The 21,012-nt window shown below is 70.4% G+C and carries 21 protein-coding genes and 1 pseudogene; 13 read left to right on the forward strand and 9 right to left on the reverse strand.

Annotation, left to right across the window (positions count from 1 at the left end; all coding sequences use genetic code 11):
* Positions 1-37: 37 nt before the first annotated feature.
* Both EWH70_RS23950 and EWH70_RS23955 read left to right on the forward strand, forming a co-directional pair.
* Complete coding sequence (locus EWH70_RS23950) at positions 38-694, forward strand: winged helix-turn-helix transcriptional regulator (RefSeq protein ID WP_130477737.1); 657 nt, start codon at positions 38-40, stop codon at positions 692-694.
* Complete coding sequence (locus EWH70_RS23955; RefSeq protein WP_130477738.1) at positions 691-1,548, forward strand: alpha/beta fold hydrolase; 858 nt, start codon at positions 691-693, stop codon at positions 1,546-1,548. Before EWH70_RS23950 ends, EWH70_RS23955 begins: the two co-directional genes overlap by 4 nt.
* 4 nt (positions 1,549-1,552) lie before the next feature.
* Here EWH70_RS23955 and EWH70_RS23960 read toward each other — a convergent pair whose 3' ends face one another.
* Together EWH70_RS23960 and EWH70_RS23965 are read right to left on the reverse strand one after the other, a co-directional pair.
* Positions 1,553-2,818, reverse strand: coding sequence for a hypothetical protein (locus EWH70_RS23960; RefSeq protein WP_130477739.1), 1,266 nt, complete (start codon positions 2,816-2,818; stop codon positions 1,553-1,555).
* A gap of 30 nt (positions 2,819-2,848) precedes the next feature.
* Complete coding sequence (locus EWH70_RS23965) at positions 2,849-3,391, reverse strand: hypothetical protein (RefSeq protein ID WP_130477740.1); 543 nt, start codon at positions 3,389-3,391, stop codon at positions 2,849-2,851.
* A gap of 191 nt (positions 3,392-3,582) precedes the next feature.
* Between EWH70_RS23965 and EWH70_RS23970 the strand changes: the two genes are divergently transcribed.
* Positions 3,583-4,044 (forward strand): DoxX family membrane protein, encoded by a 462-nt coding sequence (locus EWH70_RS23970; protein WP_130477741.1) that lies wholly within the window; start codon positions 3,583-3,585, stop codon positions 4,042-4,044.
* Entirely contained in the window at positions 4,041-4,559 is a 519-nt protein-coding gene (locus EWH70_RS23975) for a hypothetical protein (protein ID WP_130477742.1), read from the forward strand. The genes EWH70_RS23970 and EWH70_RS23975 overlap by 4 nt, the downstream gene beginning before the upstream one ends.
* 37 nt (positions 4,560-4,596) lie before the next feature.
* On the opposite strand, the gene EWH70_RS23980 is transcribed toward EWH70_RS23975, so the two are convergent.
* Positions 4,597-5,277 (reverse strand): NAD(P)/FAD-dependent oxidoreductase, encoded by a 681-nt coding sequence (locus tag EWH70_RS23980; protein ID WP_240687187.1) that lies wholly within the window; start codon positions 5,275-5,277, stop codon positions 4,597-4,599.
* 187 nt (positions 5,278-5,464) lie between these two features.
* Positions 5,465-5,548 (reverse strand): annotated as a pseudogene (locus tag EWH70_RS36720) (hypothetical protein); the annotation flags it as partial.
* Positions 5,549-5,628: 80 nt separating this feature from the next.
* Between EWH70_RS36720 and EWH70_RS23985 the strand changes: the two are divergent.
* The gene (locus EWH70_RS23985) at positions 5,629-6,222 is read left to right on the forward strand and encodes a helix-turn-helix domain-containing protein (RefSeq protein WP_130477743.1); all 594 of its coding nucleotides are present in this window, start codon (positions 5,629-5,631) and stop codon (positions 6,220-6,222) included.
* A gap of 81 nt (positions 6,223-6,303) precedes the next feature.
* Positions 6,304-7,659, forward strand: coding sequence for an MBL fold metallo-hydrolase (locus tag EWH70_RS23990; RefSeq protein ID WP_130477744.1), 1,356 nt, complete (start codon positions 6,304-6,306; stop codon positions 7,657-7,659).
* 10 nt (positions 7,660-7,669) lie between these two features.
* Here the strand turns inward: EWH70_RS23990 and EWH70_RS23995 are convergent, their stop codons facing one another.
* Positions 7,670-8,824, reverse strand: coding sequence for a DUF1684 domain-containing protein (locus EWH70_RS23995; protein WP_165436387.1), 1,155 nt, complete (start codon positions 8,822-8,824; stop codon positions 7,670-7,672).
* A gap of 136 nt (positions 8,825-8,960) precedes the next feature.
* Here EWH70_RS23995 and EWH70_RS24000 point away from each other — a divergent pair, with 136 nt between their 5' ends.
* The 3 genes from EWH70_RS24000 (at position 8,961) to EWH70_RS24010 (ending at position 12,109) form a co-directional block, all read left to right on the forward strand.
* Complete coding sequence (locus EWH70_RS24000; RefSeq protein WP_130477746.1) at positions 8,961-9,560, forward strand: TetR/AcrR family transcriptional regulator; 600 nt, start codon at positions 8,961-8,963, stop codon at positions 9,558-9,560.
* Between the two features lie 120 nt (positions 9,561-9,680).
* Positions 9,681-11,273 (forward strand): FAD-dependent monooxygenase, encoded by a 1,593-nt coding sequence (locus EWH70_RS24005; protein ID WP_165436388.1) that lies wholly within the window; start codon positions 9,681-9,683, stop codon positions 11,271-11,273.
* A 5-nt stretch (positions 11,274-11,278) separates the two neighbouring features.
* Complete coding sequence (locus tag EWH70_RS24010; protein ID WP_130477748.1) at positions 11,279-12,109, forward strand: alpha/beta fold hydrolase; 831 nt, start codon at positions 11,279-11,281, stop codon at positions 12,107-12,109.
* Positions 12,110-12,133: 24 nt separating this feature from the next.
* Here the strand turns inward: EWH70_RS24010 and EWH70_RS24015 are convergent, their stop codons facing one another.
* The 3 genes from EWH70_RS24015 to EWH70_RS24025 all read right to left on the reverse strand — a co-directional run bounded on the left by EWH70_RS24015 (position 12,134) and on the right by EWH70_RS24025 (position 15,182).
* Entirely contained in the window at positions 12,134-12,712 is a 579-nt protein-coding gene (locus tag EWH70_RS24015) for a VOC family protein (protein WP_130477749.1), read from the reverse strand.
* Between the two features lie 73 nt (positions 12,713-12,785).
* The gene (locus EWH70_RS24020; RefSeq protein WP_130477750.1) at positions 12,786-13,823 is read right to left on the reverse strand and encodes a methyltransferase; all 1,038 of its coding nucleotides are present in this window, start codon (positions 13,821-13,823) and stop codon (positions 12,786-12,788) included.
* Positions 13,824-13,895: 72 nt separating this feature from the next.
* Positions 13,896-15,182, reverse strand: a complete 1,287-nt coding sequence (locus tag EWH70_RS24025; RefSeq protein ID WP_165436389.1) for an MFS transporter — start codon at positions 15,180-15,182, stop codon at positions 13,896-13,898.
* Positions 15,183-15,414: 232 nt separating this feature from the next.
* On the opposite strand from EWH70_RS24025, the gene EWH70_RS24030 reads away from it, so the two are divergent.
* A complete protein-coding gene (locus tag EWH70_RS24030) occupies positions 15,415-16,614 on the forward strand; it encodes an ROK family transcriptional regulator (RefSeq protein ID WP_130477752.1) in 1,200 nt (399 codons plus the stop codon).
* A 9-nt stretch (positions 16,615-16,623) separates the two neighbouring features.
* On the opposite strand, the gene EWH70_RS24035 is transcribed toward EWH70_RS24030, so the two are convergent.
* On the reverse strand, positions 16,624-17,469 hold the full coding sequence (locus EWH70_RS24035) for a helix-turn-helix domain-containing protein (protein WP_130477753.1): 846 nt from the start codon (positions 17,467-17,469) through the stop codon (positions 16,624-16,626).
* Positions 17,470-17,560: 91 nt separating this feature from the next.
* Here EWH70_RS24035 and EWH70_RS24040 point away from each other — a divergent pair, with 91 nt between their 5' ends.
* The 3 genes from EWH70_RS24040 to EWH70_RS24050 are packed head-to-tail and all read left to right on the forward strand — an operon-like array spanning position 17,561 to position 21,007.
* Positions 17,561-18,565 (forward strand): NHL repeat-containing protein, encoded by a 1,005-nt coding sequence (locus EWH70_RS24040; protein ID WP_130477754.1) that lies wholly within the window; start codon positions 17,561-17,563, stop codon positions 18,563-18,565.
* Entirely contained in the window at positions 18,562-20,787 is a 2,226-nt protein-coding gene (locus tag EWH70_RS24045) for an alpha-N-acetylglucosaminidase (protein WP_240687188.1), read from the forward strand. The genes EWH70_RS24040 and EWH70_RS24045 overlap by 4 nt, the downstream gene beginning before the upstream one ends.
* A 28-nt stretch (positions 20,788-20,815) precedes the next feature.
* On the forward strand, positions 20,816-21,007 hold the full coding sequence (locus EWH70_RS24050) for a ferredoxin (RefSeq protein ID WP_130477755.1): 192 nt from the start codon (positions 20,816-20,818) through the stop codon (positions 21,005-21,007).
* Positions 21,008-21,012: the final 5 nt, after the last annotated feature.

Here is a 21,012-nt window from a genome sequence, read left to right on the forward strand (position 1 = left end):
TCTTGAATATCAAACACCGTGCGGCTAGGTTCGGAGCATGCGTTCCTACGGCCACTACTGCGCGGTCGCGAAGGCTCTGGACGTGATCGGCGACCGCTGGACACTCCTGGTGATCCGGGAGCTCTTCCTGCAGGGCGGGTGCCGCCACGCCGACCTGATGGCCGGGCTGCCCGGCATCGCCACCAACCTGCTCGGCGACCGGCTGCGCAAGCTCGAGGCGAACGGGCTGGTGCGCAGGGAGGCGGCGGCTCCACCGGTGGCCGCGACCCTCTACCACCTCACCGACGCCGGCCGGGACCTGCAGCCGGTACTCCGGGCGCTCGGCCACTTCGGCGCCAGGTACATGCCCAGCCCGACCGGTGACGAGGAGTTCCGCAGCCACTGGGTGGCGTTCCCCGTCTCGGAACTTCTCGACGACGCCGACCCCGGTGGACCCCAGGTCGTCTTCGAGATCCGCACCGGGGACCGGCCCACGTTCGTCGAACTGGCCGACGGCGAGATGCGCACGACGTTCACCGCTCCCCGATCGCCCGACCTCGTCCTGGACGGTCCCGCTCCGCTTGTCCTCGGCGTGCTCACCGGGCAGCTCACGGTGACCAACGCCCGCCGGATGGGGTTGCGCACCGAGGGGTCGACCGCCCCGCTGCGACGCCTGCGCTACCTCGTCCCGGCCGGACCGGAGGCCCAGGCATGACGGCGCGCCGCCCGTCGTGGGTGGACGACGACCTGTTCCCCTTCCCGAGCCGGTTCGCCGACATCGACGGGCACACCGTCCACTACGTGGACGAAGGATCGGGGCCGACGCTGCTGTTCCTGCACGGCAACCCGACCTGGTCGTTCGAGTTCCGCGACGTCATCCGGGCCCTGCGGGCACGGTTCCGCTGCGTCGCCCTGGACTACCCCGGCTTCGGGCTGTCCACGGCCCGCCCCGGCTACCGGTATCTGCCCGAGGACCACGCCCAGGTCGTCACCGCGTTCGTCTGCGCCCTGGGCTTGACTGGAATCACCCTGGTGGGCCACGACTGGGGTGGCCCCATCGGCCTGGCCACCGTCCAGCGGCGGCCCGCCGCCTTCACCGGCCTCGTGCTGGCCAACACCTGGGCCTGGCCCATCGGGGACCTCCACATCAAGGCCGCCTCGCACCTGTTCGGCAACCCGCTGGGGCGGGTGCTGATCAGGCGGCTCAACCTGTTCGTCAACGCGCTGATCCCGGCCGGGCACCGGCTGCGGAAGCCGACCGCCGCCGAGATGGCCCACTACCGCAAGCCGCCCGGCGTTCCCGGCGCGTCGGCGGTACTCCCCGGTCGCATCACCGCCAGCCGCGACTTCCTCGCCGGCGTCGAGGCCGGGCTCGCCGGCCTCGCGTCGCTCCCGGCGCTCATCGTGTGGGGCGACGCCGACTTCGCCTTCCGCGCCAAGGAACGGCGGCGCTGGGAGCAGACCTTCGCCGACCACCACACCGTCGTCATCGAGGGCGCGGGTCACTTCGTGCAGTCCGACGCACCGCGGGAGTTCGCGGCCGCGATCCGCGACTGGCGGTCCGGGTGACCCGTCAGCCGCCTGCGATCTCCTTCTCGATGGCGGCGACCTCGGCCGCGTTGTCCGCTTCCCGCACGAGGTAGGCGTGCCGGGCGGTCTCCAGCTTGTCCGCCAGGTCGGCCGTCGCGGCGCTGCCCTTCTTCAGCAGATCCTTCGCGATCCGGTCGGACAGCGCGTTCAGGGCCGTGGACTGGTTGGCCGTGAAGCTCGGCACCCGGGTGAACATGGCCGGGATCTCCTCGACTCCGGCTGCACGGGTGCCGAGCGCGGACAGTCGCGTGGAGATGTCGTCCCAGAACGCCGCGTGATCGGTGAAGAACCGGGCGTCCATCACCAGCTGGCGCCGGTTACGGCGCCCGTTGTCCGCGCCGGCCACCGCGATCGGGGCGGGCCAGCCGTCGTCCCCCCGGACCTCCCCGGGATCGTTGACCATGACGTTCAGGGACTCGATGTCGAGTAGGTCCTGAATGTTCTTGGTGGCCATTTTCCCGAAGGCGACGTTCTTCTCCGCCTCCACTTCCTTGAGACCGTTCACCGCACTGAAACCCGCGTCGATGAGCTGACCGATGGTCGCCATCGACGGTGGCTCGGCGAATCCGGCGACGTCGGTGACCACCTTCGAGTAGTACTGCTGCAGTCCGGTGGTGATGGCGCCGTAGTCCGCCAGGTTCCCCGCCAGGCTTTCGAGAAACTTGGCGCTGCTGTTCAGCAGTCCCGAGATGACATTCGTCGTGACACTGGCCGCGTTGCTCTGGGAAGCCAGGACCACGCCGTAGGTGCCGGAGGCGATCGGGCTTTCCCATCCGGCCGGAGCTTTCGTCCGGATGTAGGCGGCGTCGGACGGGATCACGACCTCGCGCGCGAGGGTGTCCCGGATTCGCAGCCACGTGATCAGGAACTTGCCGATGGTGATCGGTGTGTTGGCGATGTCGTCGACGTTGAGCTGGAAGTGCTTGTCGTTGGAATTCGCCTTGCCGAGAAGTTCCTCGACCCGCTTCCTCGCCGCCGGCGCCTCCGGGTGGGGCACCTGCTCCTCGGCCAGAACGGCGAACCCGCTCGCGTAGAAGCCCAGTTTCTCGAACCACGACATCTTAACGTCCCGGTAGGTTTCCTCGACGGTTCCCCGCCTGCTCAGGACGTACTTCCACTGCGTGATCCTGCCGATCGAGGTTTCCAGGTCCTCCAGGGCGGGAGCGGCCTGCGCGGCGAGATTCGCGTACGTCGCCCTGAGATCTTCGCAGTTCTGCGTGATCTTCTTTACGATTTCCTCGACCGACATGAGTCGCCGCCTCTCGACAGTGCCGCGCCGCTATCCGGCCAGGTACCGCTCGAACCGGGCGCGATGCTCGTTGATCTCCGCCATTTCCGGAAGGACCGGAGCTCGCTGGTCCAGGTGCACGTCGCGGAGCGCCTCACTGATGAGGGCCGACAGCGATGCCGCGCTCGCGTCGTCGAACACCGCCGGGACGATTCCCATCAGGCAGAACTTGCCGGCCGAGTCGAATTCGACGATCCATCGCCGGCCCGGATCGTCGATGGACGCCGGCGGGCGCCAGACCGGAAGCTCCCCTGCCCGTGCCCGCTCGCGGAGTTTCTCCAGCTTTCGCTGCCACAGCATGAACTCGTTCCAGAAACCGCGAAGCCGGTCCGGTTCGGTCACCGTGACCTCGTCGTCGGCCGGTTCGGGAGCGTCCGGCGGCAGCGCGGCGAGAATCGTCTCCGTGAGGGTCGCGCAGAACTCGACCGGGTCATCGTAGTGCCGCCGCCACGACCGGTCGACGGTCACACCGTCGACGACATCGCCCGTCGTGCGCACGTCGAAAACGCCGTACTCGTCGGTGGCTTCGCCCATTGCGTCCCCCTCCGGCCGCCCGGGACAACTGTATCCCCGGATCGCGGAACCGTTGTCGGTCGAATGCCCGACAACCGCGTACGTCACCGGGCGTAGGTCCAGGTGCCGGTCGTCGGCGGACGACGCTAGGACCGGCAAACCGCGAACCTGTTGCCGTCAGGAGGAACGGTTTCGAAGGAACGGAGCGAACGATGACGATCAAGACAACCCTGACGGGAATCGGGAACTGGCTTGCCCGGCACAGTGTCGGCGCGCTGCGGGTGAGCGTCGGGGTGGTGTTTCTCGGGTTCGGGGTACTGAAGTTCATTCCCGGCGCCAGCCCGGCGCAGGAGCTGGTGATCCGCACGCTGGAGACGCTGTCGTTCGGCGTGCTGTCGCCGCAGGCGGCGCTGCTGGTGACGGCGGTCGCGGAGTGTTTCATCGGCCTCACCCTGATCACCGGCAGGCTGCTGAAGACCGGCCTGGTGGTACTCGGGGCGTCGCTGGTGGGCATCCTGTCGCCGCTGGTGCTGTTCTTCACCGACCTGTTCCCCGGCGCGCCGACGCTGGAGGCCCAGTACGTGTTCAAGGACATCGTGCTGGTCACCGCCGGCCTGGTGATCGCCGCAGGCGCGCTCGGCGCCCGGCTGCGGCCGGTCCCCCACGCAGCATGACGATGCCGGTTGCCCACCGTGCCGGATCGCTCGATGATGGTGCGGTGATCCCAGCCTGGCGGGCAGATCGGTTACGCGATGACGACGAGATCGTCCGGTGGCGGCCTGTGCTCCGCGTTTCCCAGGCCGCCACCTGGGCCGGGCGGGACGTGGACGACCGATGGGTTGTCGGTAAGCCGGGGGCGCACGTCCTGCGGGCGGAGTCGGCGCAGGGGGTGATCGCGTTGCTGCCTCTGCTGGACCGGCCGGTGACGGAGGTCGCGGCCGAACTCGGCACCGGCGTCAGCAGCCTTCCCTGCCATGACCTGGGTTTAGAACGCGTGCTCGGCGCCGCCCTTCACCGTGACAGCAGCGGTCACTGGACCACCCGGGCCATTGCCTGGATCGACGCAGGCTTTCCCTTCGCCGGGTGCCGCGACGCCCTGATCCAGGCGGCATCCGACAGGCGCGTCCCGCAGCGCGCTCGCCAGACAGCCGCCCGGATCCTGACCAGAAACCCCAGATCGTCCACTTAGGACATTCTGCCGCCGGGCTCCACGCTGGTCGTGCTCGTCAGAGCCGGGTCCTCTCCCGGGCGCCGACCGCGAGGCGGGCGTCCTCGGCGGCCAGGTCGGCGTTGATCTGCGTGGCCGCCGCCGAACCGGCCGCGGCGGCCGCGCCGACCTGGGCGGCCAGGTCGGTGACGTTGCCGGCGGCCCACACGCCGGGCACCTCGGTCCGCCCGGCCGCGTCGACCGCGATGTACTCACCCATGGGATGCGCCGTGGGGTACAGCCCGAGCCCGGCGAGGAACCCGGCGCGGGCCACCATCCTCGGCGAGACGGCGACCACCTCGCGTTCGACGACCGTGCCATCGGCCAGCCGGACACCGGCCAGGCGGTCCTCAGTGATCTCCACGGCGGCCACCTCGCCGTCCACCACGCGGATGCCCCGTGCGTCCAGTTGCTCCGCCTGTTCCCCGGCCGGCGCGGTGCCGCGAGCGAAGAACGTCACGTCGTCGCTGAGCTGGCGGAACAGCAACGCCTGGTGCACCGACATCGGACCGGTGGCCAGCACGCCGATCGCCTGGTCGCGGACCTCCCAGCCGTGGCAGTACGGGCAGTGCAGCACATCGCGCCCCCAGCGCTGCCACAGTCCCGGGATGTCCGGCAGCTCGTCGGCCAGCCCCGTGGCGGCCAGCAGCCGGCCCGTGAACGACCTTTCCGCCGGCCAGCGTCGCCGCGAACAGATCACCCCTTCGGGTCACGGTGTCGACCACACCGGACACCACCTCGCCCCCGTAGCCGCGCACCTCCTCGCGGCCTCGCGCCAGTAGCTCGGCGGGCGGCAGCCCGTCCAGGGCGAGCAGCCCGTGCACCCCGTCCGCCGGGGCGTTACGTGGCGTGCCCCCATCGACCACCACCACCGACCGCCGCACCCGCGCCAGCGTCAGCGCCGCGCCCAGGCCGGCGGCACCCCCACCGACGACCACCACGTCGTAGCGGTCTGCCAATTCCTCTGTCACCGTGGATCACCTCCACGGCCACCATCGCACCGCTCACACCAGCTTGCAAATTAAGTTGCCGAACTGGCAAAGTGGTCGGTATGGACGACGTCGACAGCGCACTGGACGCCGTGGGACCTCAGCTACGCGCGTTGCGCCGGGAGCGCGGCACCACACTCGCCGAGCTGTCCGCGGTCACCGGCATCTCCGTGAGCACCCTGTCCCGGCTGGAATCGGGTAGCCGCCGCCCGACCCTGGAACAGCTGCTTCCGCTGGCCAAGGCACACGGCGTCACACTCGACGAGCTGGTCGGCGCCCCGCCCACCGGCGACCCGCGCCTGCATCTGCGGCCGATCAGCTGTCAGGGCGGGATGACGATCCTGCCGCTCACCCGGCGGCCCGGCGGCATCCAGGCGTACAAGTTCGTCCTCTCGGCCAGGGCCCGCCCGAAGGAACCGGATCCGCAGACCCACGAAGGTTACGAATGGCTGTATGTCCTCAACGGACGCCTGCGGCTGGTGCTCGGTGAGCACGATCTCGTCCTGGCTCCCGGCGAGGTGGCCGAGTTCGACACCCACGTCCCCCACTGGTTCGGCGCCGCCGACACGGAATCGGTCGAATTCCTGAGCCTGTTCGGCAAACAGGGTGAACGTGCGCACATCCGGGCGCGCCCAGGGAATTCCCGGTCCCGCTGAGCCACTTGCCACCCTGGCAAAGTTCTTTGACGCCTCCTCGCCGGGCTACCGATACTCCGGTGCGACAGCGGAGGTGGCGAAGTGTTTGTGGACCAGTACTATCTCGAGTGCCTTTCCCAGGCGAGTTACCTGGTGGGCGACCAGGTGGCCGGCGAGGCGATCGTCATCGACCCTCGGCGTGACATACAGGACTACCTCGACGGCGCCCGGCGACGAGGGGTACGGATCACCGGAGTGGTGAACACCCACTTCCACGCCGATTTCGTCGCCGGGCACCTGGAACTGCGGCAGGCGACGGGAGCCTGGATCGCCTACGGTCAGCGCGCCGAAACGGAGTACCCGATCCGGCGACTGCGCACCGGGGACCGGATCACGGTGGGCGCGACGATCCTGGAAGTGCGGGAGACACCCGGTCACACCTGGGAGAGCATCTCGCTGGTGGCCTATGCGGGAACGGATCCCCGGCCTCGCGCGGTCTTCACCGGCGACACACTGTTCGTCGGCGACGTCGGCCGTCCCGACCTGGCGGCCGCGGTCGGCGCGAACCCGGTCGAACTCGCCCACGAGCAGTTCAACAGCGTCCACAATGTCCTGATGACGTTGCCGGACGAGGTCGTCGTCCACCCCGGGCACGGAGCGGGTTCGGCCTGCGGCAAGAACCTCTCCGCGGACCTCCAGTCCACGATCGGCAGGCAACGTCACACGAACGTGGCGGTGCGGGAGACCAACGAGGATCGCTTCGTGGCACGCCTGCTCACCGGCCAGCCTGCGATTCCACGCTACTTCGCCGTCGACGCCGTCCTGAACCGGCGGGAACGGACCGTGCTCGACACGCCGCCGGCTCCGCCGGGCCTGCCGGCCAGGCGGCTGCGGGAACTGGTGAAAGCGGGAGCACGCGTCGTCGACGCCCGGTCACCGGAGGAGTTCGCCGAGGGGCACCTCCAGGGGTCGGTCAATGTCGGCGTCGACGGACGCTTCGCGGAGACGGCGGGCATGGTGTTCGACCCGGCCGACCACCTGGTGATCGTCGCCCCACCCGGCCGGGAGAACGAGGTCGCCCTGAGACTCGCGCGGATCGGACTCGACAATGTCGCCGGGTACCTCGCGCGAGACTTCACCGGGCTGAGCGACCTCGTCCGCCCGGGATTCCGGATCGGCCCACAGGACGTCGCCGGGCGGTTGCCCCGGATCACCGTGGTGGATGTGCGCAATCCCGGCGAGCGAGCAGCCGGGTACATCGCCGGCTCCCTGCCGATCCCGCTGGCCGAACTGGGCCGGCGCATGGACGAGATCCCGGACGACCGCACCGTGCTGGTGCACTGCGCGGGCGGCTGGCGCTCCAGCGTCGCGGCGAGCATGCTGCGCGCCGCCGGGCGTACCGACGTGCTCGATCTCGACGGCGGTTACGACGCCTGGAAGCGGGCCGGAGCGGCATAGCCGGGCGGCGTCAGCCGGCGGCCGGGATGAAGTTGGCGTACTCCTCGATCCGGTCGATGAGTCCGTCCTTGAAGCGGAAGTACATCGCCGCCTGTACCTCGCCGACCGGCCCGTCGGCATTGCTGATGCGCAGGACGTGCTGCTGGAGCACCTCGTCCGCCTCAGCGAGCTGGCGGGTGATGTCGTAACGCAGTGACGCGTCCGCTCCAGGCATGTCCTTGAGCATCGCGAGGTTCTCGTCGATGGTCTGCTCGCCCTTGCCGTCGTTGTGCCAGACGGTCGCGGTGTCCGTGCACAGCGCACGCATCGCGGCGTAGTCACCCTCTTCCAGCCGTCGCAGGTAGCGGACAGCGGTGTCCTTGATGTCGGCGCTCATGGCTTCGCGTGTTCCTTTCGGTTCGTGAACAGGTGCCCGCTCCCCCACCGGCACGGGGACCGGCAGGTGGTTGCCCTCCGGGGGCAACGGGCAGGGATAGATGTGCGAGAAGGTGTGCAGCGGAAGCACGACCTGGTTGAGATCGATGTGGACGGTGTCGCCCTCCACCGGCGGCAGCAGCACCCACCTGCCGATGGCCGGGGTCTCGGTGCCGCTGGTGGAATCGGTGAACACCACCAGCAGGTTGCCGGGGAACGTCTCGATCACCGTCAGCGTGTGCCGCTGCCCCGCCAGGTCGAACACCAGATCGGCGGGCGCGGGCAGGACGTGCTTGGTGGGCGGATCGGTCAGCCGCTCGATCTCGACTTCCCGCCCCGGCGTCCGCCGGTACTCCGCCTCGACCACATACGCCGGATCCACCGGGTACACCGCGATTTCCCGCAGCCCCGTCAGTGCCTCGGCGGCGGGATCCCAGACGACCAGCCCGTACCTCCCCTCCCCTCCGGAGATCGTCGCGGTGCGCCCGCCCGGCAACCGCAGGCTGTCGCCCCCGGCCAGCGTGACGGTGCCGTCCACCGGACTGCCGTCCGTCGACACCTCGTCCGCGGCGGCCGCGGTGAATCTCAACCCGTCCGGGCCGCTCGCGTCCCACTGCCCGGGCACGCCCTCGACGGTCTGGGCCGGCCCGCTGAGGGTGGCGAGCTGAACCACCCCGGCCTTCCCCTGCTGTCCGGCTATCTCTTCCCAGCGGGCATTCCGCCACGCCGTGTAGTCCACTTCTTCGACCATGGTTCGAGTTAGCCGCACAGGCGGGCCAACCGTCAAACTTTGTTGCCAATCTGGCAAGTCACGTCCTCGGCCGGCCATCTGGCAGCCACTGCCAGATGGCAGTTAGGCTTACCGGCCCCGAACCGAGGAAGGTGCCATGACACTGCGCGCGACCAAAATGGAGCGAACCCGGGACCTGATCGCCGAGACAGCCCTGACGCTGTTCCAGGAGCAGGGATACGCCGACACGACCGTCGAGCAGATCGCGGCCGCGGCCGAGGTCGGCGCACGCACGGTGTATCGCTACTACCCGACGAAGGAAGCACTCGTCTTCGGCCTGTACGCGAGGATGCTCGACACCGCACGCCAGGAACTCCGGGCACTGCCCGACGACACCTCCGTTCCGGATTTGCTCCGGGCCGTTCTCGACAGCATCGTGCGCTCACACCTGGACAAGCCGGACCAGATGCTCGCGGCGTTCGCCCTCGCGCAGCAGACCCGGTCGGTCATGGCCTACCTCACGCACCTGCTGTTCACCTGGCGGCAGGAACTGGTCCACGACGTGGCCGCCCGGCTCGACGGGCGGTCCGCAGACCTCGTCGCGGGGCTCGCGGTGGAACAGACGGCGACGGTGTTCACCCTGGCCTTCCGGAAGTGGGCCGACGGCGGTGGCCGGTCCGACCTGCGGAAACTGACCTACACGACGTTGAAGCTGCTGCACTCGGACGCCGTCCCGCTGCCGTCGCTGCGGCGCTGACCACCGGCGGCGACTGAGACGCACGCCACTTTCGCCGCCATGGCGGCAGCTCGCGTCAACCGGCAGACTGTGCCTTGTGGCAGTGACTGCCACGAGAGGGCGAGCGAAGTGGAGACAGCCATGACCGTCGAGTCGGCCGAGCGGGTTCCGGTGCTGATCGTGGGAGGCGCCTACACCGGGCTGAGCACGGCGCTCGGACTGGCCTCGCGTGGGGTGCCGCCGATGCTGGTGGAACGCCGGGCGACGACGTCCACGCTGCCGAAGGCATGGGGACTCAACTCGCGGACCCACGAACTGCTCAGCACCATCCCGGGGGTCGCCGCGGCGCTGCACGACGCGCAGAAGGACGTGCGGCTGCCGCTGGTCAAATCCGGCCCCACCGTGCGCGACGCGCGAGCGGCCGACGTCCCGGAGGACCTGCTCGCCAGGTACCGCATGCTCACCGCGGCGCCCGCGTGCTGGCTCCCGCAGGCGACCATCGAGAGGATCCTGCGCGGGCGAGCCGAGGAACTCGGCGCCGACCTGCGTTTCGGCACCGAACTGGTGTCCTGGACACAGGACGCGGACGGGGTCACCGCGGTGGTGCGTGCCACCGGTGACGGGCGCGAGTACCGCGTCCACGCCGACTACCTGGTCGCCGCCGACGGTTACACCAGTCCGATCCGCACCAGCCTCGGCATCGGGGTGGAGGGCGGCGGGCGGATCGGCCACGTCTACGTGATCACCTTCGAAGCCGACCTCGATGCCTACTTCGAGGAAGGCCGGTTCTGCGTGACCGGGCTACCCGGCAGCGGGATGAGCGTGATCCACGACAGCATGGGCACCCGCACCCTGTGGGTCGACTACTTCCCCGAGCAAGGACAGAGCGAGGCCGATTTCACCGAGGACCTGTGCCGGGACAGGGTCCGCCGGGCCGTCGGCGATCCCGGGCTGGAGTGCCGGATCGTCAACGCCCGCCCGTTCACCCTGAACCACCAGCTCGCCGAACGGTTCCGGGCAGGCCGGGTCATCCTGGCCGGCGACGCGGCACACGCCTGTCCCCCGGTCGGCGGGCAGGGCGGGAACCTCGCCATCCAGGACGGCTACGACCTCGCCTGGCGGCTGGCCCTGGTTCTCGGCGGGCAGGCCGGTGAGGCACTGCTGGACACCTACCAGGCCGAGCGGCGGCCGGTCGTCAACATCACCCTGGAACGTGAGGTCGCGCTCCAGGCGGTGGCCGACGGGCGCGTGCTGTCCACTTTCGACCCGTCGCAGCCGATACCCACACCCCGGGAGATTCTCGGGTTCCGGTACCACTCGCCTGCCGTCCGCACCGAACCCGGCGACGACCACGCTCTCCAGGAGGACCCGGAGAACCCGACCGGGCGGCCCGGCAGCCGCGCCCCGCACGTGCGCCTGGAACGGGACGGGCTGGCACTGTCCACACACGACCTGTTCGGTCCCGGCTTCGTCCTGCTCACCGACGCGGAGGGCACGGCGTGGGCCGACGCGGCCGCGAACGTCGCCCGGTACCTCGGAATCACGCTGACCGCCCACCAGATCGGCGGCCGGATCCGGGACGCCGAGGGAGTCTGGCGGCGCCGCTACGGAATCGAAGCCGGCGGAGCGACGCTCGTCCGCCCGGACGCGATGATCGCCTGGCGCAGCCGGACCGCCGCGGCCGGCCCGGAGCGCGAGCTCGAGAACGCCCTCACCGCGATCCTCGCGCGCTGATGCCGATGTCGCCGACGACGATCCGCCTCGGTGAGCTGACCTTCGACGTCGCGGACTCCGGCCCGGCGGACTCCCCCGTGGTCCTGCTGCTGCACGGTTTCCCGCAGTCCCGCCACTGCTGGGACGAGGTCGCCGGGCAGCTCAACGCGCACGGGTACCGCACCGTCGCCCCCGACCAGCGAGGCTACTCACCGGGCGCGCGGCCGCCCGCGGTCTCCGGCTACGCGATCCCGGAGCTGGTGGCCGACGTCATCGGGCTCCTGGATGCCATCGGCGTGGACACCGCACACATCGTCGGCCACGACTGGGGCGCGATAGTGGCCTGGTACACCGCCGTCCACCATCCCGAGCGCACGCGGACCCTCACCGCGCTGTCCGTGCCGCACCCGGCCGCGTTCGCCTGGGCCCGCGACCACGACCCCGACCAGCGACGGCGCTCGGCCTACATCGACCTGTTCCGTCGCGAGGGAGCAGCGGAGGACCTGTTTTTCGGTGAACAAGGCGGTCTGCGCCGCCTGTTCGTGCCGCCCCTCACCGAGGCGCAGGCCGCGCCCCATCTCGCGCTGCTGTCCACCCGCCCCGCGCTGACCGCGGCACTCAACTGGTACCGGGCACTCGACAGCGGCTTCGGCGACCTGGGCCCGTCGGCCGTGCCGACGACCTACCTCTGGAGCACGGACGATCCGGCGCTGGGCAGGGCCGGTGCCCTGCGCTGCGAGCGACACGTCACCGGCCCGTACCGGTTCGTCCGGCTGGACGGCATCAGCCACTGGATTCCCGAGCAGGCACCGGCCGCGGTCACCCGGGAGATCCTCACGCGCGCGGCGACGGCCTGACACCCTCGGCCCCGGTGCCCTGCCTCAGGACCCCTCGATCCGTTCGACGAGTTCGTCGCGGAACTCCCGCGCCGCCGCGAGCTCCGGTTCGTCGCCGGTCGCCCGCTTCAACGCGCCTTCCAGGATCTTCAGGCCCTGGCGTTCGTCGCCGCGCGCGTCCGCCTGCCTCGCGGCGTTCTCCATGGCTTTGGCGAGCTTGGTCCGTGCCTCGGGTTCGGTGGCCGCCTGGTTGATCCGGATCCAGTTGCCGCCCGGGTCGACGACGGTGAATCCGGTGTACCGGTCGTTGCGCAGCCGCGGCCGGGTCATCCGCGGGATGCCGGAAACAAGCAGCTTTCCGTGCACGGACCGCATTCCCGCCGCGAAGGCCTCGAACAGCTCGCCGGTGTCGGGCACGATGACCAGGCACGTGCTGTACGACTGCGCCGGGTCGTAGCCGTCCATCCCGAAGAAGTGCAGATTGATGTCCTCCCGGCGCACCGCGACGTGCGGGTTCGGCCGCGTCTGCCGGTAGGTGATCTCGAAGCCGAGCATCTCGTAGAACGACGCGGTCTCGTCGATGGACGGGCAGGGCAGGAGCGGAATGGTCAGTTCGTTCGCCATTGCCCGAAGCTAAGCCCGGGCCCGCCGAAACGACACCAAGCTCTTTGCTCAAGCGAACGGCCCGGCGGCCGGTTCACACCGGAGCGGCCTCGAGCAGCGAGAACCCGTCCGGCGCCGCGGGCAGCGGGTGCACGGTCACCGTGAAGCCCGCCGAGCTCAGCAACGCGTGGTACTCCGGCTCGGTTCGAAGCCGCCCGCCGACGTTGACGACGGAACCGACATCGTCGACGTAGACATGCGGCGGTATCGACCCGTCCACGGTGGCGGGCAGCATCTGCTCCACCAGCAGCAGGCGCCCCTTGTCGGTAGCCATGCTCTCGCGGCAGTTGGCCAGGATCATGGCCACCCGCTCGTCCTCCGGCCAGTTGAAGAGCACGCTCTTGCACAGGTAGACGTCCCCGCGCGGGAGGGACTCGAAGAAGTCACCGGTCCGGATCTCGCATCGGTCCGCGACGCCGGCTTCGGCCAGCACGCGAGGCGCGTGCTTCACCCCGTCCTCGCGGTCGAGCAGGATGCCGCGCAGCTGGGGATGGGCGGCGAGGACGGCCGCGATGAACGGCCCGCTGCCACCGCCGATGTCCACGACCGTCGAGAACGGACCGAAGTCGTAACTGTCCACAATGATCGGAGCGATCACGCGGGTGTGCTCGATCATCAAGCGGTCGATGGATTCCCGGAACTCCGAATCCTGGCTCCAGTCGATGTCGCTCCAGAATCCCGGGTCGGAGGTGAACTCACTGGCCTGCTTGCCGGTACGGACAGCCTGGTCCAGCTTGGGCCAGGCTCCCCAGGCCCACTCGCCGACCTGGTACGCCGCCAGCTCGTGCACCGATCCGGGCGCGCCCGGCAGCAGCAACCGTCCGCGTGGGGCGAGCCGGAAGGCGCCCGGCCGCTCCTCGGTGAGGACCTCGAGTGCGGCCAGTGCCCGCAGCACGCGGGTCAGTGTCGGCTCGTGCGTCGACGTGGCGCGGGCCAGATCCCCGGCGGTCACCGTCGAGTCGCCGATCGCGTCCAGCAGCCGCAGTTTCAGCGTGGCGCCGAGCAGGAACGTGAACGTGTAGCCGTCGAGCATCCGCAGCAGCTCAGGGTCTTGCCAGGGTCCTCTGGTCATGCGTCACTCCCTCTTGGCGAACTCCACTAAGGCATGGCTAACCTCATCTTGGGCGTTCAAGCCGGCTTGATGTCAATTCGACACATGACCGGTTCGCGGGGCGCGAACCCTGAGCACGGCGAGGGCTCCGACGAGTGAGATCACCCCGCTGACGACGTACAGGGCCGGGTAGCCGCCGAGCGAGCTGACGATCATCGCGGCGAGGAACGGGGCGACGACCTGTGGCGCGGTGACCGCGATGTGGAAGACGCCGAGATCGCGGCCCGTGTCGCCGGCCGCGGGCATGACCAGTGTCGCCAGCGCGAGATCGACACCGAGGTACAGGCCCATGCTGAAGGCGGTGACGGAACCGCAGATCAGCCAAGCCGTCCAGACCGGCCACACGAACGGGACCAGCGTCGAGACCGCGGCCACGAGCCCGGACCCGAGCACGAACATCCGGTGGTGACCGAACCGGTCGACCAGGGGACCGGCGATGGCGGTGCTGACCACGGTGAGCGGAAGCACCAGCGTCGAGCCGATCGCCGCGGCCTCGGCCGCCGTCATGCCGGGCGGCAGCGTGACGTAGTCCTGCAGGACGTACAGGCTGAAGCTGCTGACCATGGTGAATCCGAGGAAGAGCACCGCACGGGAGATGAAAACCCAGCGGTAGTCGCGGAATCGCAGACTGGAGAGCGTCTGGCGCAGCTCGGCGAGCACCGGCCGGCTCTCCCGGACCTCCGCGGCGGCCTCGCGCGGCTCCCGCGTGAGCCAGGCACCGACCAGCGAGGCGAGCGGCACCAGGATCGCCAGGACCAGATAGCCGGTGGCGATCGCGTCGGCGAAGTACGCGCCGATCTGGACCCCGACGACCCCTCCGATGGGCAGCCCCAGCCCCTGGATCGTGCTGGCCAGACCGTGCCGGTGCGGGGGAATCCGGTCGGGGATCACCGCGAGGATGACGTTGAGCCCGATGTTCACCAGTGCCTGCATCAGAAACCAGCCGACGACGAGTCCGGCGACCGTCGCCGAGGTGCCGAGCATGATCAGCGAACCGGCGGTGCCGAGGCCGCCGAAGAAGATCCACGGTGCCCGCCGGCCCCACCTGCTCCGGGTGCGGTCGGACCGGATCCCGATGAACGGCGGCACGGCGAACGAGGCGATCGCCGCGATCCCGGTCACCAGCGCGAGTGCGGACGGGGCGCCGTCGCCTGCGATGAGCCGCGCCTGGGTGGGCAGCAGTATCTGGAGTGCTCCCGAGATCGCCGCGTAGGCGCAGACGTTGAGCACGAACATCGACAGCATGATCGGCCACACCCGCACCGTCCGGGCGGCCGTGCCGGTGGCTAGTTCTTCCTGCTGGGGAGCTTGCTGGGACACGGGCAGGCCTCCGGGCTCGAAGGCCGCGCCGGCCCTGGCGGCGACATCGCCAGGACGGGCCGGGTACCGGTTCGGGTGAGATTCGTACGTAGCCTCCAAAATCCGAACATAGAAGTTCGATTTCTGAAAAAAGTCTCCGGCCATAGCTTTCACCTGCAAGGCTGGTCACCCAGCCCGGACGGACTGGTGGCCGATTTTCGTCCGAAGCTCCTCAGACCGGTAAGGTGAGGGAATGACTGACCGCTCGCGCTCGCCGCGGATCGAGTCGCCCGCGTCGATCGGGTCCGTGTTCGACCTCATCCGCCGCGGGACCGCACGCACCCGGCGGGAGATCTCCCGGCAGACCGCGCTCGCCCCGTCCACCGTCTCGCTGCGGGTGGATTCCCTCATCGCGGCCGGCCTGGTCGAGGAAGCGGCGAGCGGGCAGGCCACCGGCGGCAGGCAGCCGCGGTTCCTGCGGGTGCGCGGAGACGCCGGGGCGGTCGTCTCGGTCGCTCTCGGCACGCACCACTTCCGCCTCGCGGTCGCCGACCTCGTCGGGCGGGTGCTGCACGTGACCGAGTGCCCGATCGACGTCGCCCTCGGGCCGGCCGCGGCGATGCGCGAGATCTGGGAGCGGACCCTGATCGCGCTCGGGGACGCCCGCGTCGACGCCGGCGCCGTGCGCGGGATGGCGCTGGGCGTCCCGGCTCCGATCGACTCCCGGCTGGGCACCGTGACGTCCTCGGCCCAGTTGCCGGGCTGGGGCCAGCAGAACCTCTATGACCTGATCAAGCGGCACACCGAGCTCCCGGTGTCGATCCAGAACGACGCGAACCTCCTGGCACTCGCGGAATTCCGGGCCGCCGGCCCGGACGTGGGGCACATGCTCGCGGTGAAGGTCGGCAGCCGGATCGGCTCCGGGGTCGTCGTCGGCGGCCGGCTGTACTCGGGCTCGAGCGGTGCCGCAGGAGAGATCAGCCACTCCCGTTCGTCCGGCCGGTCGGCCATTCACTGCTGGTGTGGCACGCCGGACTGCCTCGAGTCGGTCGCCGGCGGCGCGGCGCTGGTCGCCAGGCTCCGGCAGGAGGGCTACGACATCGGCGGAACAGCCGATCTGGTCGCACTCGCCGGCGCGGGTGACGCCCGGGCGGTCGAGCTGCTCCGCGAGGCAGGCGGACTGGTCGGCGAGGTGCTGTCCTACGTCGTCAACTTCCTCAACCCGGACCTGGTCACCTTCGGCGGGCAGCTCTCCGGCGTGCCGCCGTTCGTGGCCGCGATCCGCGCGGCGGTGTTCCAGCAGTGCCTTCCGGTGGTCACCGACGCGCTCGAGGTGCGGGTCGGCACCGTGGGCACCGACGCCGAGATTCTCGGTGGCATCCAGCTGATCCTGGATCGCACGCTGGACGTGAACCGGGTCGACAAGCTCGTGGCGAACGGCTGGACCGGCTGACGCGGGTGGTCAGGTCCGCGTGCGCCCGGCGCGGAAGTGCGCCCGGTACGCGCTGGGCGACATTCCTTTCACCGCGCGAAAACGGCGGTTGAAGTTGGACAGGTTGGTGAACCCCGACTCGGTCGCGATCGTGGCCACCGGCCGGTCGGTCTCCCGCAGCGACCGGCAGGCGGCGTTGAGCCGGACGACGGTGAGGTACCGGGTGACGCTGGAGCCGGTGCAGCGAGCGAAGAGCCGGCTCGCCGCGCTGGCGTTCATGCTCGCCGCGCCGGCGATGTCCTTGAGGGCGAGCGGGGACGCGTAGCCGGCGTGGATCTTCGCCACCATGGCTTCGACCCGGCCGGCCACCGCCCGGCTGACGGCTGGCCGCCGCTGCTCGGTGGCCAGCAGGCGATACGGCACCCGGCTCATCGTGACCAGCAGCCGGAGCAGCTCGACGCTGCGTTCGGCCGCGGGGAGCGTGCCCAGGCCGTCGGGCTGTTCCGGCGGATCCGGGAACCAGATTCCGTTCGCGGCGTCGTCGAGCATGGCGGCGACATTCTCGAATGCCGGTGTATCGAATAGGCCGTCGCCGAGAAAATCCCGGCGGAAATGAATCACGACCGCCTCGTTCACCATGTCCTCGCCGGTCGACACGTAGCAGTGCGGCAGGTCGGGACCGAACAGGGCGAGGTCCCCCGACTGGTACTCCTCGACCGAATCGCCGGCCAGCCGGGTACCCCTTCCCCGGACCATGCGGGTCAGCTCGAACTCGCGGTGGAAGTGCCAGTACGGATCCAGCCTACCCACCATGAAGTGCGCATACCGCCAGGTGAGCGGAGCGGCGGGGGTGAGGTGCTCGAAGGTCGGCCGCATCGCGATCCTCCCGTTCCAGGGTGCAACGATCGTACCAGGATCTGCCACGACAAACGTTGTCCGAATACCCCCGCCCAATCAGGGTTGGGGTATGACCACATCCGTTCCCGACGGTACCGAAACCATTTCCCCGCCGATGACCTGGCAGATTCTCACGCCCGGTACACCGCGCAGCCCGGAATGGTCGCATTCGGGAATCGCGGTCGATCCGGCGGGGACGGTCTACTGGGCCGACCCGGCAGGCGGGGCGATCCTGACCCGGCACCCGGCCGGGCGGCCGGGCCGGATCGAGGTACCGCTGCTCGAAATCCACGGGATCACCCACGAACACCGGGCCGGCCGGGAGGCGCTGTGGCTGGCCGACCCCGGGTTCAAGATGCGGCCACCCCGCTACGAGCCCGAGGTACGCGACGGGACGGCGGGGCGCTTCGACCTCGCGACGCGGGAGTTCCGCCCGCTCCCCCAGCCCGGCCTGCCCGCGTACGCCGGACAGCCGTGGCGGCCCACCGCGGTCGCGATCGCCGGGGAGCTCGTCGTCGTGGCCGACGGCTACGGCGCCGGCCTGGTGCACTTCTTCGACCGTTCGGGCCACCTGCTGACCCTGGACGGGAGCGAGACGGGGACGGGCTTCCGGTGCCCGCACGACCTGACGGTTCTCGGGCACGGCGGGCGGGAGCACCTGGTGGTCGCCGACCGCGGCAACCGCAGGCTCGTCTCGTACGGGCTCGACGGCGCGTACCGGCACAGCCTCACCCACCCCTCGCTGCGCAGCCCGACCGGTCTCGCCGTCCTGGGCGAGACGCTCGTCGTCACCGATCTCGACGGGGCGTTGCTGGCGGTCGACCTCGACGGCGGGCGGGTGGAGGAGATCGTCGCCTTCCCCGCCGGGGCGAAACAGCCGGGGTGGCCCAATCTCGAGCGGCCAGGCGCGACGGTGCGGCCCGAGCTGACCGTGGGGACGCTGAACAGCCCGCACGGGGTGGCCGCAGGACCGGACGGGTCCCTCTATCTCACCGAGTGGGTCATCGGCGGACGCGAGATCCGCCTGACCCCGGCCCATGACCGACACCCGACACCCGACAGGAGATTCCCGTGATTGACCACTCCACGCCGACGGCGGCCACCACCGCCGCCGCGGCCATCCACCGGCTCAGCGGCATTCCCGCCGACGACATCCAGGTCGAGATCGACCCCGGCATCGCCGACGGGTTCCGGGTGCACGCCGCCGACGGCCGGCTGCACGTGGCGGCCTCGGGCGCGGGAGCGGCCGTCGCGGGCTACGCCGCCTTCGCCCGCCGGACCGGAGTCGCGCACGTGTCGCGGTTCGGTACCCGCCCGGTCGACCGCGCCCTGCCCGCCGACGTCGTGGTGGACCGGCGAGCGCGGCTGGACCTGCGCGTCGCCTACAACCTCACGGTCCCGGGGTACACGACGCCGTACTTCGACTGGCCGCAGTGGGAAGCCGAACTCGACCTGCTCGCCGCCGGCGGAATCAACGCCGCACACGTCACGCTCGGCCAGGAACTCGTCTACCTGGAGACGTTCACCCGGTTCGGGTACTCCGAGGAGGAGATCCTCCGGTGGCTCGGGCCGCCGTCGCACCAGCCGTGGCTGTGGCTGAACAGCATCCACAGCTTCGGCGAGGGCACGACACGTGCACTGGTGGACAAGCGTGCCGCGCTGGCCCGCCGGGTGCTCCGGCGAATGCGCGAACTCGACATCACCCCGATCCTGCCGGGCTTCAGCGGATCCGTCCCGCCGGAGTTCGGTGAGCGCAACGACGGCGCCCACGTCGTACCGCAGGGACTCTGGTTCATGGATCTCGCCGGGCCGCAACGGCCGGACTGGCTCGATTCGACCTCCGGGGCCTACGCGGCGGTCGCCGAACGGTTCTACGCCGCGCAGCGTTCCGCGTTCGGCACCTACGGGATGTGGGCGGTGGACCTGCTGCACGAGGGCGGCAAGACCGGCGGGGTCGACCTCGCCGAGGCCGCCCGGGGCGTGCAGCGGGCCATGACCGCCGCCGATCCGGGCTCGACGTGGGTGATGCAGGCCTGGATCGGCAACCCACGCAGGGAACTGCTGGAGGCCGTCGACCTGTCCCGGGTCCTCGTGCTCGACCTGACCGGTGACGCGGCCGACGCCGACGGCGGCTTCCTCGGCGCGAAGTGGGCGCTGGGCATCCTGCCGAACTACGGTGGCCGGACGGTGCTCTACGGCGACCTGGCGACCGTCGCGGCGACGCCGGGGCGCTGGACCCCGGACGCCGGGCCGGCACCGGCCGGCCTGACGAACATGGCGGAAGGGGTCGCCAACAACCCGGTGCTGTGGGATCTGTTCAGCGACCTCGCGTGGGCCGACGGTGAAATCCACATCGGACGCTGGCTGGACGAGTGGACCACCGCCCGGTACGGCACCGCCGACGAGCACGCGCGTGCCGCCTGGACCACCCTGGCCGGCACGGCGTACGCGGCATGGCGGCAGGACGGCGCGGGCAGCACTCCGGTCGAGTCGCAGCAGGCCATGGCGGGAAACACGGTCGACGCCGCCGACCCCGCCAGGGGCCTCGTCCCGGCCGCCGTCGACCCCGCCGGATCGTCGGCGGACGCCTTCACGATGCCCTACAGCAGTACCGACTCGGTGATCGCGGCCGTTCCCAGCATGCGGGCCAACCAGTCGAGCATGGTGGGGCCGCGCGCGCTGCCCTACCCCGAGAACGCACTCATCCCGGCACTGCGGCAGCTGCTGGCCGCCGCGGATTCCGTGCACACCAAGGGTTTCGAGTACGACCTCGTCGACGTCGCCCGCCAGGTGGCCGACGACGTGGCCCGCGCCGCACTGCGGGCCGTCGCCGAGGCGGCCGAGGCGAAGGATCTCGGTGCCTACGACCGGGGCACGGCCGCCTTCCTGGAACTGATCGACGCGCAGGAGACGCTGCTGGGCACCAACGAGCACTTCCTGCTCGGGCGGTGGCTCGACGACGCCAGGGCGTGGGGCTCCACGCAGGACGAGGGCCGTTACCTCGCCGAGGAAGCCAAGCGCCTGCTGACCTCCTGGGGCTACGAGGACTCCACCTTCCTGATCGACTACGCGAACCGGGGCTGGGCCGGCCTCGTCGGCGACTACTACCGCCGCCGCTGGAGCACCTGGCTGACACAGGTACGGAAGGCCCTCACCGGGGAGGCCACGACGCCGGTCGACTGGTACCGGTTCACCGACGACTGGATCAGGAGCGCCACCCCGTACCCGAGCCGGCCGCACGGTGACCCGAGGGCGGCCGCCGCCGCGGTACTCGCGATCGCCGAACGGCTCACCTAGCAACGACAGCAACGGAAAGGGAAACACCATGAAGATCGAGGTCAACGACCCGGCGTGTGTGGGCTCCGGCCAGTGCGCCCTCGTCGCGGAGGACCTGTTCGACCAGGACGACGACGGCATCGTCGTCCTGCTGCGGGACCACGCCGGGCCCGAGCACCAGGACGCCGCCCGGCGCGCGGCCGCGCTGTGCCCGGCCCGCGCGATCACCCTGTCGGACTGAGCTGG

Origin of the sequence: Amycolatopsis suaedae, from assembly GCF_004214935.1 — a bacterium.
Classification (GTDB): Bacteria; Actinomycetota; Actinomycetes; order Mycobacteriales; family Pseudonocardiaceae; genus Amycolatopsis; species Amycolatopsis suaedae.